The sequence below is a fragment of the Methanobrevibacter sp. genome (assembly GCF_045539575.1).
Taxonomy (GTDB): Archaea; Methanobacteriota; Methanobacteria; order Methanobacteriales; family Methanobacteriaceae; genus Methanocatella.
Map to the genome: position 1 here is coordinate 1 of NZ_JAZQFM010000079.1, position 11,204 is coordinate 11,204.

The 11,204-nt window shown below is 35.9% G+C and carries 11 protein-coding genes and 1 pseudogene; 9 read left to right on the forward strand and 3 right to left on the reverse strand.

Translation table 11 applies throughout. The features are described from left to right. From ACKI30_RS10235 to ACKI30_RS10255, 5 genes and pseudogenes are all read left to right on the forward strand, one after another. Positions 1-205 (forward strand): annotated as a pseudogene (locus ACKI30_RS10235) (hypothetical protein); the annotation flags it as partial. 158 nt (positions 206-363) lie between these two features. Then, positions 364-1,407: an NAD(P)-dependent glycerol-1-phosphate dehydrogenase gene (locus tag ACKI30_RS10240; protein ID WP_407412171.1), complete on the forward strand. Its 1,044-nt coding sequence runs from the start codon at positions 364-366 to the stop codon at positions 1,405-1,407. Continuing rightward, positions 1,408-1,848 (forward strand): UPF0179 family protein, encoded by a 441-nt coding sequence (locus tag ACKI30_RS10245; RefSeq protein ID WP_407412173.1) that lies wholly within the window; start codon positions 1,408-1,410, stop codon positions 1,846-1,848. Then, the gene (rpiA, locus tag ACKI30_RS10250) at positions 1,849-2,535 is read left to right on the forward strand and encodes a ribose-5-phosphate isomerase RpiA (protein WP_407412175.1); all 687 of its coding nucleotides are present in this window, start codon (positions 1,849-1,851) and stop codon (positions 2,533-2,535) included. Positions 2,536-2,543: 8 nt separating this feature from the next. Further along, positions 2,544-2,762: a hypothetical protein gene (locus ACKI30_RS10255; protein ID WP_292740649.1), complete on the forward strand. Its 219-nt coding sequence runs from the start codon at positions 2,544-2,546 to the stop codon at positions 2,760-2,762. 49 nt (positions 2,763-2,811) lie between these two features. Here ACKI30_RS10255 and ACKI30_RS10260 read toward each other — a convergent pair whose 3' ends face one another. Continuing rightward, complete coding sequence (locus tag ACKI30_RS10260; RefSeq protein WP_407412177.1) at positions 2,812-5,763, reverse strand: right-handed parallel beta-helix repeat-containing protein; 2,952 nt, start codon at positions 5,761-5,763, stop codon at positions 2,812-2,814. A gap of 277 nt (positions 5,764-6,040) precedes the next feature. Between ACKI30_RS10260 and ACKI30_RS10265 the strand changes: the two genes are divergently transcribed. The 3 genes from ACKI30_RS10265 to ACKI30_RS10275 are packed head-to-tail and all read left to right on the forward strand — an operon-like array spanning position 6,041 to position 8,393. Then, on the forward strand, positions 6,041-7,789 hold the full coding sequence (locus tag ACKI30_RS10265) for a right-handed parallel beta-helix repeat-containing protein (protein ID WP_407412179.1): 1,749 nt from the start codon (positions 6,041-6,043) through the stop codon (positions 7,787-7,789). 58 nt (positions 7,790-7,847) lie between these two features. Further along, on the forward strand, positions 7,848-8,252 hold the full coding sequence (locus ACKI30_RS10270; RefSeq protein ID WP_407412181.1) for a secondary thiamine-phosphate synthase enzyme YjbQ: 405 nt from the start codon (positions 7,848-7,850) through the stop codon (positions 8,250-8,252). After that, complete coding sequence (locus tag ACKI30_RS10275; RefSeq protein WP_407412183.1) at positions 8,253-8,393, forward strand: hypothetical protein; 141 nt, start codon at positions 8,253-8,255, stop codon at positions 8,391-8,393. It begins immediately after the preceding gene. 18 nt (positions 8,394-8,411) lie between these two features. Here the strand turns inward: ACKI30_RS10275 and pheT are convergent, their stop codons facing one another. Both pheT and ACKI30_RS10285 read right to left on the reverse strand, forming a co-directional pair. After that, a complete protein-coding gene (gene pheT / locus ACKI30_RS10280) occupies positions 8,412-10,070 on the reverse strand; it encodes a phenylalanine--tRNA ligase subunit beta (protein ID WP_407412185.1) in 1,659 nt (552 codons plus the stop codon). 22 nt (positions 10,071-10,092) lie between these two features. Then, a complete protein-coding gene (locus ACKI30_RS10285; protein WP_292740657.1) occupies positions 10,093-10,449 on the reverse strand; it encodes a hypothetical protein in 357 nt (118 codons plus the stop codon). Between the two features lie 189 nt (positions 10,450-10,638). On the opposite strand from ACKI30_RS10285, the gene ACKI30_RS10290 reads away from it, so the two are divergent. Then, a partial coding sequence (locus tag ACKI30_RS10290) for a hypothetical protein (RefSeq protein WP_407412187.1) occupies positions 10,639-11,204 on the forward strand: 566 nt, incomplete at its 3' end.

The following is an 11,204-nucleotide window of genomic DNA, read 5'->3' on the forward strand; positions in this document are numbered from 1 at the left end:
TTACAGAGCCATTCCAGTAGTATTAAAAGATTTCATAAGAAAACACATCATAAATCACTTTCACAGATACGTAGAACACTTAGATGATGAAAATATAGAAAAAACATCGAATAAAGTAGAAAATTACTACAGACAAACCAATCCAGAAATAATAAAGAAATTATACAAAACTAAAAAAGGAATTCTGACATTCTTAGACTTCTAAATGCAAAATTGGACACAAAAACATATAAAAATCAAATAAGCCTATAAAATTTTACAGACTCAAGAATTTAGAAAATTCTTCTGAGATTTTTTTAAAGAAAGTTATTTATAATTATTTTATACATATATATTCATGTATAATTTATTTTAGGAGATATTATGAGTAATAGGAAAATACAAATGCCCCGTGAGGTTTACATTGATCCAGGCATTATAAAGGACACTGCCGATATTTGCAAGTCTTTGCACTTGGATAAGAGGGCTTTGATTGTAACAGGTTCCCATACATATGATGTGGGTGCAAAACCTGCAATTGAAAGTCTTGAAAAGGAAAATATTGAATATGATGTAATAAAAGTTAATAATGCATCTGCTGAATCAATTTCCGAAGTCGAAGAACTGATAACACCCGACACCACAGTATTGGGTATCGGCGGCGGAAAGGTTATTGATGTGGCTAAATTGTCTTCCTTCAATCAGGGCGTATACTTTGTTTCAATGCCTACAACCGCTTCTCATGACGGTATAGTATCTCCTTTAGCTTCAATTAAAAATCCCAATACTTCCATATCTGTCACAGCTCACTCACCAATAGCGGTCATTGCCGATTCAGAGATTCTGGCACAATCTCCATTCAGGCTTTTAGCTGCAGGCTGTGCGGATCTGATATCCAATTTCACAGCAATCAAGGATTGGGAACTGGCACACAGGCTTAAGCATGAATCATTCAGTGAATCTGCAGCGGCACTATCTATAATGTCCGCTCATCTGATTACTGACAATATTTCAAACATCAAGCCAAACCTTGAGCCAAGTGCAAGAATAGTCATGAAATCCCTCTTCAGCGGAGGAATGGCTATCAGCATTGCAGGTTCATCCCGTCCGGCCAGCGGATCTGAGCATCTATTCTCACATGCTCTGGATAAGATTCTCGAAAAGCCGGCCCTGCATGGTGAGCAGTGCGGAATAGGTACAATCATGATGATGTATCTTCACGGGGGAGACTGGAGGGCCATTCAGAATGCCTTAAAATCAGTTCAGGCTCCAACTACTGCTGCTGAAATCGGTGTGACTGACGATGATATTATTGAAGCGTTGATGATGGCTCATGAAATAAGGCCTGAAAGATATACGATATTGGGAGACAACGGCATTTCTCGCGATGCAGCATATGAGCTTGCTCATAAGACAGAGGTGATTTAAATGATAACATTGATAGGTAAAAGTTTAGCAAAGAAAGGTCAGGAATTTGTTTTTCTAGGTCCTGCTGAAGCGTGTGAAGACTGCAGATTTAAATCATCCTGTATTGGAAACCTGGAAAAAGACAGAAAATACGAAATTATCGATGTTAAAGATAATGAACAGAAATGTAAAATTCATGCTGAAGAAACAGTAATTCCTGTTGAAGTCGACAGAGCTAAAATAAACTTATTAACACAGTCCAAAAGCATTTTTGAAGGTTCCACATTTACATATAATGCTCCTGATTGTGATGAAGAGACTTGTGAATTTCGTGACTTGTGTTTCCCTGAAGGATTGATGGAAAATGACAAGTGCATTGTCCTGAAAAATGACGGAAAACATAAGGAAGAATGTAAGAAAGGTTATAAACTTAATAAACTTACTTTGGGGTTTGTGATTTAAATGAAAGATGCTAGTAGCAATAATTCTAGTAAAAAGAATGCAGGTTATAAGGCTGCAGAATATGTAAAAGACGGTATGGTTTTAGGACTTGGAACAGGTTCAACAACACATTTTTTCATTGAAAAAGTGGGTATGAGAATTCGCGATGAAGGAATCAGCGTAATGGGAATTCCAACATCATTTCAATCATTACTTATAGCTAAGGAGTGGAATATTCCAATAACCACTTTGGAAGAGCATGACATCGACCTGTCCGTTGACGGCGCTGATGAGGTCGACCCTGACTTTAACCTGATTAAAGGCGGAGGGGCAGCTCACACAAAAGAGAAGATTGTGGATTATGCAGCAAAGGAATTCATTGTAATTGTTGACGAGTCAAAATGTGTGGAAAACTTAGGCAATTTCCCTGTTCCTGTCGAGGTATTGCCTGATGCATCAAGATTGGTCATTCAGGCTCTTGAAGATATGGGGGCAAGTTGTGAGATAAGGATAGCTCAAAGAAAAGACGGTCCTGTAATAACAGACAACGGAAACTTTGTCATCGATGCCAAATTTGATGAAATTGAATCTCCGGCTCACCTGGAAATTGATTTGAATGCAATTCCTGGCGTTGTTGAGAATGGAATTTTTTCACAGATGGTTGACCGTGTCATTGTTGGAACTGATGAAGGTACCAAAGAGTTATAGGTGATTTGATGCCGATACCCTATGGTGGACTGCCTGATTTAAGGGACATAGGTTACAAAATTGCCATGTTAGTCGGGGCTTTAATTGTAATTTATGGTGTTTTATGGTTGCTTGCTTCATTAGGAATCATTCCTGCATTAGTTGCTGCTATATTCCCGCAGATAGTTCTGATATTAATTGGAATCTTTATAATCTACATTGCATATTCCCGCAGGAATATGTACTGATTTTATTTTTTTAAAAAAAGAAAAATAAAAAGAGATAATTAAATCTCTTCTATTTTTTAACGGTTATTTTTACTTTTTTAGTTACTGCATTGTAGTAAGAGGTTTTTGCAAATTTAACTGTAGCTGTAAATTTACCTGTTTTGGTCAGTTTGGTTATTTTAAATGTTGCCTGACCTTTGGAGTTGGTGGTTGCTTTGTAGGTCTTACCGTTTACTTTAATGGTAACTTTAGCTTTACTGAGAGCTTTTCCTTTATTTGTTTTTAAAGTTATGGTGTATTTTTTGGTTTTTGTTTTAACTTTAAATGTTTTAGCTTTAACTGTTAATTTAGGTGTTGCTTTTTTAACCACAACGCTTGCTTTAGCAGTTGATGCCTTGAAGCTGTCATCTCCTGCAAATTTGATGGTTGCAGTATATGTTTTAGGAGATAAGTTAGCTAATGCTAAACTTGCCTGTCCTTTTGCATTGGTTGTTTTTTGGTATGTTTTACCATTGATTGTAACAGTTACAGATTTGTTTGCTAAAATATTTCCGTTTACATCTTTTAAAGTAAGAACTAAGTTTTTAGCAACATTGTAAGTTTTAGTAACTTTTGCAGCAGTTATTGCTGTTGCATTTAAGTTTACATTTATTTTTGCAGTTGCATTTGAACTTAATAAATAGCTTCTTGCATTGTATGTGAATGTTGCGGTGTTTTCACCGTCTTTTGCAGTAACGTCAAATGTTGCAATACCGTTGGCATTGGTTTTAGCGGTGTAATTAGCGCCGTTCAATGATAATAGTACATCTTCGTTGCATAGTGCATTTCCATTGCCGTCAGTTAATTTAACTTCAACGGTGCCTTTTGTGGTAGTGAAGTTAATGTCCTCAGCAGCCAATTTTGTTTCAGGATTGGTACTGTAAAGGCCGACAACATTATCTGCACTTTGGAATTTGGAATCTGCAAATGCAATGAATTCCCTAAATGTTGGTGGGAATGGATAATACATTGAGGAAGCAGGGTATTTGTTTGTTCCGATAGTTACATTATAATATCCTCCACCAAGCAGGAAGTGTAATCTTCCGGTTCCGATGGTGTTGTTGAAGATAGCTTCATTTCCAGATCCATATGCGGTTATTGCACTGATTTTATAATTGCTTATGGTATTTTCATAAACGCTGTGGCCTTTGGAGTGCATCAGGTAGATTCCTTCTTTTGCACCGCTTACGGTGTTGTTGCAGATGACTACATTAGGTCCGGTTCCGTGTCTTACATCAATACCGTGGTTGATAGCATCGGTAATGGTGTTGCTCATTATTGTTGTATTTGCTGAACCGAAGTTCATGATTCCTGTAGTGTAGATATCATGAATGTTGTTGTTAGCTACAAGGCCGTTTGGTGAGCTTCTTAAGAAGATACCCCAGGATGCGCCGGTAATGTCTAAGTTGATTGCAGATATTTTTTTACTTTGTTCGATATGCAATCCTACAGTTTTGTATTCTTCAGTATTGGTGGTTGCTTTGGTTAAATCATATCCCGGATATTGTGCAACAATATTTAAATCGCTTACAACTGCTCCGGTTGTATTGACGATGTATAATACTGCATACTCTCCTATTGCATATCCTCCGTCTGCAGTAGCATTTCTAATTTTTACAGGCACATTTGAAGGGTTGACATTGTTGTATCCAACTAATGTAGCATTGTTACCGATAATCTTAATGTTTTTATCGGTGTAGATGGAAATGTCGTTGAAGATTGCATTTGCTTCAAATGACAATGTGTCTCCATCAGCCATTGAATCGATGACGCCTTGGATTTCGCTTCCGGTCATTCCGCTTGCGACATTGTATGTGGTTCCGGTTGGGTTAACGATAGCTGAATAGTCAGGGCTGATTTCAACAGGTGTTGCAATGTTTGCATCGGAAGTGTAAGGGACATCGGTTGAAGTGCTGTCGGTATAGGTTCCGATTACGTTATCTGCGCTCTGACGAGCACTGTCTGCCTGAGCCACATAGTATACGAATGTAGGCGGGAAAGGTAAATTGTCTAAATTGAATTTGTTTTCTTCAATGTTAATGTCGTAGTATCCTCCACCAAGCAAGATTCCTATTCTGGATTTTTGCATTGTGTTGTTGGTGAGTGTGATTTGACCTGATCCGTAACAGGTGATTGAACTTGTGGTACAGTTGATTATTGTGTTTCCACTTGCGGCATGTCCTTTTGAATGCATCAGGTAGATTCCTTCTTTGGAACCGATTACTGTGTTGTTGATTATCTGAACATTAGGTCCGGTTCCGTGTCTTGCATCAATTCCATGGTTTTTAGCGTTGATTACTTTGTTGTTTGTGATAAGTGTTCTTGCGGATCCGAAGTTAATAATACCAATTGCCTCTTGGTTTTGAATTGTGTTGCCGGTTATGGTTCCGTCAGCACAGGAATTTAAATAAATACCCCAGTATCCGCCGGTAACTGTTGATTTTTCAATGGTTAAGTTGTTTGCTTGTGTAGCGTAAACGGCTGCCTGTCCGTATGCCGGATTTTGTCCCACGATTGTTAATCCGCTGATTGCAACATCGGTGGTGTTGATGACATATAATGTTGCATAATTTCCAATTCCATATCCTCCAGCCTGGGTTGGAAGTATTACCTTTTCAGGTGTGGTATTTTCATTTGGATTTGCATATCCGGTCAATGTTGCTCCATTACCATTGATTGTAATGCTTTTGTCTACATATATGCTGATATCGTTATATGTTCCCTCTTCGAAGTTTAAAGTATCTCCATCGCTCATGTTATTAATTACATTTTGGATAGTTTTACTATCTGAATTTGCTTTAATATCATATGTTGAAGATAGCTTTGAATCTTCTGTACTTTGAATTATATCGGAGTTTTCTTCCAGTCCTAATTCATCGTTTACAGTTGCAACGTCAGAGGAATCTGCTGCAAATACGACAGATGAACTTAAAATTATGGTGAAAACTAATAGTATTGTTAAAAACAAACTCTTTTTGTTCATATGATCATCTTTCTTTAATTTTCATGTAATTGCTTATAGTTTTTTATCGATAAGCAATTATGTATAGTTTGTATTTTTTATTATTTAAATTAATTTTTTATAACAATGTTAAGGCATTCAAAATCACATAATAACTATTATTTAGTATTATTATTTAATTTAAAAAACTTTATATGGGTTAAACTCATATATAGTAAATATTAATCGACAATAACTTTAATTCATTTTGTAATGTTTGAAAGTTTATGTTGATTAAAAAATCAGGAAGGTTTTAAATATGGATAATAAAGTGGTTGTGCTATTATTCATATGTTTAAGTGGTTTATTGCTAGTTTCAACAGTTAATGCTACTGATATTAACAATAATAATTTAACTTCACAAGGTGATTCCTACAAAGTCACTAATGAATTGTCGAGTGATGATATTCAGGTATTGTTCGACAATGCCAAAGACGGCGATGTATTTGAGTTCACTTCTAAAGAGTATAATAACATCTCTTTGGTTGTAGATAAGAAGTTAACTATTGTTTCTCATGCTAACAGCAAGATTTATGCTTCCGATAGCATTAGCGGCAAAGCTCAAAGCCTAGGAATAAACAAGACCTTCGGATTTTACTTCACAGGTAACAGCGGCGGAAGTATATTATCAGGAATAACTATCATATCAAAATCCAGTGATTATGGTGTGATTGTTGACTCATCAGATAATACTGCAATTAAAAATAACGTAATAACCGGCGGAAATAAGGCAGGAGTTCTGGTTAGGAATTCTGACAATGTGTCTGTAAGTTTCAATTCAATTTCAAAATCTGCAGGCGATGGGCTGCAGCTCAAGGATGTTGGATTCAGCACTATCAAAAACAATACGATATCCTATAATGGAAGATCCGGAATAGAGACTTCCAATATTAACAATAACAGTATTGTTTACAATGACATTCATCATAATGTCTTGAATGGAATAACCCTGCAGAACCGCTCTTATGGAAACACAATTAAGCATAATGTCGCTTATGAAAATCTTAATGGAATTTTCATTAACTCCACTTCCAGTTATGACGTTATAAATGCTAATTCATTCACAAGCAATCGTAAAAATCCATCAATTAAGGAAACAGGTGGTGTTTACGAAACAGGAAACGGACTTTTGTTCGGTTCCGGCTTTAAAACCCTGAAGGAAAATACTCCTGGAAGGCTTGAAGTGAAATATAATGTTTTGGCACATAATGAAATGTATCAGGCTAAAAATAACCCTGAATTGCCGATATTTAAATTGGGAGACAACTGGTTTGATTCAACTGATGATTCAAATACATTTGTATGTCCTATGCTTCTTGCGGGAATCATGAAAATGGGAACAATATCTGTTAAAAATGGTATTGGTCTTCAGATGTATGATACTAAGGGAGAAGCGGTAAAAGAGTTTGGGACATTTGATACAAAAGTTAATGTCAATGGAAATCAGTATACTGCAAAATTTGTAAACGGTAAAGCTACTATTGATGCAAACTTAGACCCTGATAAAGAGTATGATATTGAAGTGATGGTTGGGGGAGAACTGGTTAAATACAAATACCGAACTGCATCCGGTGAAAAGGATGACAATCATGATTCAACAACATCCCAATCAACTGATGGTACTAGGGGTGCTTCCGGCACATCTCAGGACATGTCTGCGGATGATGCTTCCGGGACTGCAAAAGGCAATGGAAATACCAACAATGGCACTTCAAATAGTGCACATTACTCTGTAAATCAGAAATCTGGAGTTTATGGAACCAATGCTTCCGGAACCAGACAGGATTCATCAGACAATGGTCAGGATGTCCAGACTAGTGGGGATGTAAATGCTGGTGATGCCAGTGAAGGTGAAGTGTCTGAAGAAGGTAAAGCATATGAAATTGTCCCTCCAAGCAAAATCTCCAAAGAGGTTACCGATACATCAGGATTGGTCGTGTTGAGTATCGTTTCCTTGTTGGGAATGCTTGTTTACGGATATTGGCAAAAAAGGAATTTCGATTATTAATTTTCCTTTCTCTTTTTTTCTTTTATTTATTTATATCATTTTATTCAAAGTATTATTGATGACAGTCAAAACTAGTTCTTTAAAATTAAACACAAGCAAAAACTTTGAAATTATTGATATTACATCACAAATCAACGATTTGATTGACATTGACGAGGGGATAGTGTCTATTTTTTCAAAGCACTCTACATCAGCAATAGTTGTCAATGAAAACGAGTCCGGTCTTTTAAGGGATTTGGAGTTCACATTGGACAATCTGATTACTGATAAATTCAGCTATTCCCATGACAGAATCGACAATAATGCTCGATCTCACCTGAAGTCATTTCTGCTTTCATCAAGTGAGGCATTGCCTGTCAAAAATGGAAAATTGGATTTGGGAACATGGCAATCAGTTTTTTTCATTGAACTAGATGGACCAAGACACGCAAGAACAGTGACTTTGACAATGGTTGGTGAATAATTGAGAAAATGGACAATAATTTTAATAGCAGTTATAGTTATCTTATTGATTTTCATACTTGTTTTCAATAATTATGGTGCTGTGCCGGAAGTCAATAATTACTCCCAAATGGAAATTCAAATGAGAAAACTGTGGTATTAAAAAAAGAAGTTAGTGAATTCATTTGTTAATGAATTCAATTTCGAATGCAATTACAGGGTACTCCAAAGTGAAGTTTGTGATTACTTCAGGTGACACTTCACCGAAGAATCCTTTGACGGTACCGTTTTTAGCCTCACCAGTCACGTCAGCCGCCCTTCCTTCAATGAAGGTTTTGTTTTCACTGTCAGCTATCTCCATTGAGTAGCCTAAATTACTTAAGACACTTGTAACAATGGATTTTATTTCAGTAAAGTTTGCTGTGGAGTGACAGACCAGTGCCGCTAATTTTTTGGAAGATGCTGTCTTGTTTTCTTTGGAATCGTCCAGGTATAGCACGTCACCGATTTCAAAGATTTTTTGAGGCAAGTCCTCATGCTTGTTGTCTTCTAAAAATTCCATCAGACTGTTGATTAGGCTGGTTCTGATCATTGTTCTGTCAATAGTGATTGGTCTTGCAACCTGAACATGTGGTTTTTCTTCCTGATTCATTTTTTCGTAGTGTGCCTCTTCGTTTGTAAGCATCAGACTCATTACTTCCTGGAAACCTAAGGAAATCATCACTTCACGGATTGTTGCTTCTGACTTGAACCAGTTATTTTCATAAGCTACAGTGTTGATGTCAGGGAGTTTTGCTTCAACGCTGTTAATGTGGTATTGAACAGCAATGTTTTCAACAATGTCCACTTCATGCAGGATGTCAACACGGTATGCAGGTATAATTGCTTTAACTTCATTGTCGTTTAATATTTCAGCATCAAAACGTGCTTTTAATAATAATTCCTTGATGTCTTCTGCAGTCAGGCTTGTTCCGCCGATTAATTTGTTTGCGGTATCAACATGAACGTTCATCTCTTGAGGGGTTAAATCAGGAGTTATAATGGTTTTGTCTTCATATTTGACTTCCATTGACTTGATTTGACCTCCAACTTCTGCAAATGATGAACAGATGATGTTCAATGCCTGATTGACTGCCCTTTCATCAGTACCGGTAACATCCACAATAATGTTGTGGGTGTCTTCCTTGATTTTTGTTAGCTCTCCGTTGATGATTGGAGGCATGGACAATACATTGTTGTATTTATCTAAAATCAATGGGTATTTGTCGAAATCTTCAATCAGATGAGCGTAATCCTTACCCTTGTCATGTTCGGTTAGGATTTCCTGCGGAGTCATTTCGGTGTCCTTTTCCAAAGGTACGAATGCATTTGCATCTTTAGGAGTTGCAATATAGTTAAATGGAGCTTCAACAACATCGGCATTATGAATACCAATAGCCACTTTTTTCCTGTCCCTTCCGATAACCCAGTGAAGGTTTTCCTGGAAATCCATGATGTATTTGAGTTTATCGCCAGTAAAATCAACATTGTCTATTTTTGCAAATCCGATGTAAGGTCTGATTTCTGCAACGTCACTGTCAACGGTAACGTACTCTCCGGATTCTACAACTTCATAATCTGGAAAACCGATTTCCTGACCGATGAATCCTTTAAAGGATCTGGCCACACCTTCAACAGACAGGTTGTCAGGTCTGTTAGGGAAGAATTCGACCTTGATTTCCTCATCGTCAAAGTCTTCAATATCGCTAGACATCATAGGTAAAGTGTCTATCAGTTCATCTTTTTCCATATCTATTCCTAAATCTTTTAAATCTTGATATTTGAATGTAATTACTGGCATTTAATAACTCCATAATTAATTTTTAAAATCCATAAATCAGTATGAAAACCAGAGACTCAATAACAAAGTGAAGTGCTCTGTGCTGCAACTCTCCCATATCGCGTATGAATATGGTATGGGTCACATCAATAAAGAAATGAATTAGGGCCGCTAGAATTCCAATAGTGGGATTTAAGAAAACTATTGACAATACTATAAAATGGAATCCGGCTTCCATGATCTCATGAACTACCCATGTTTGCCATATGGAATGGGTGGATTGTTGGATTAGGCCACCTAACACTATGTAAAAGTTATTTAAAACCTTCCACATTAATGTAGTGTGCAATACATCGCTTATAGCCAACACAACTGCAACATAAAACCATAATAATTCCATTTTAAAACAGTCCTTTTATTAATTGATAATATTAATAATATGAATTTATTATATAATATAGTTAACTATTTTCAGATTTAATTATTGTTTTCATATCTAAATATTGTTTTGGCTTTGTAAAATTGCTTTGATTTAGTACTGGGTAATTTATATGTTTTTAAATTTATAATACTATTCGGTGTATTGGTTATGTTGGATTTTAGAAATTTTTTAAAATTAAAAAATATTCTCAGTAGGTTAAATCCAATTCCTTCATTTCCATTTGGTGAGGAAGATGATGATATTGGAAAACCTCCGTCTCAGGAAGTACTGTTGAAGTCAGTTATTAAAAAATACTCTCAATTTAAGAATATAATTCTACTTTCTATCTATCATCTGATTAATACACAAAATGTTGAGAAAGAATATCTGACTGTTCTAACCAAAGATTTTAGATTAATTGCAGATTTAGTTGAAGGTGAAAGGGATAAAGTTTCTGTTCCAAAAAATGTTAAAGAGGAATCCAAAAAAGGAAATGTATTAGTGATCTGTCACAATCATTTTCATGGAGCCATTATTTTTTCGTTGATTGATTTTAAAAATGTGTTATGCTCTAAAATTAAGTTTTCTGTAATTGTTTCTAAAGGCAATATTGGAATTTTAGTAAATGAGTTCAGTAGTTTTGATGATAAATCTTTAAAATCATTGAAAATTGAATTAAAAGATTATATTGGTTATGTTATGTTTACTTTCATTATAAATAATGATGAATCAAT

Excerpts from the sequence above, each read along its gene's own strand:
- ACKI30_RS10240 (WP_407412171.1), top strand. The coding sequence starts at position 364 with ATGAGTAATAGGAAAATACAAATGCCCCGTGAGGTTTACATTGATCCA.
- ACKI30_RS10245 (WP_407412173.1), top strand. The coding sequence starts at position 1,408 with ATGATAACATTGATAGGTAAAAGTTTAGCAAAGAAAGGTCAGGAATTT.
- rpiA (WP_407412175.1), top strand. The coding sequence starts at position 1,849 with ATGAAAGATGCTAGTAGCAATAATTCTAGTAAAAAGAATGCAGGTTAT.
- ACKI30_RS10255 (WP_292740649.1), top strand. The coding sequence starts at position 2,544 with ATGCCGATACCCTATGGTGGACTGCCTGATTTAAGGGACATAGGTTAC.
- ACKI30_RS10260 (WP_407412177.1), bottom strand. The coding sequence starts at position 5,763 with ATGAACAAAAAGAGTTTGTTTTTAACAATACTATTAGTTTTCACCATA.
- ACKI30_RS10265 (WP_407412179.1), top strand. The coding sequence starts at position 6,041 with ATGGATAATAAAGTGGTTGTGCTATTATTCATATGTTTAAGTGGTTTA.
- ACKI30_RS10270 (WP_407412181.1), top strand. The coding sequence starts at position 7,848 with ATGACAGTCAAAACTAGTTCTTTAAAATTAAACACAAGCAAAAACTTT.
- pheT (WP_407412185.1), bottom strand. The coding sequence starts at position 10,070 with ATGCCAGTAATTACATTCAAATATCAAGATTTAAAAGATTTAGGAATA.
- ACKI30_RS10285 (WP_292740657.1), bottom strand. The coding sequence starts at position 10,449 with ATGGAATTATTATGGTTTTATGTTGCAGTTGTGTTGGCTATAAGCGAT.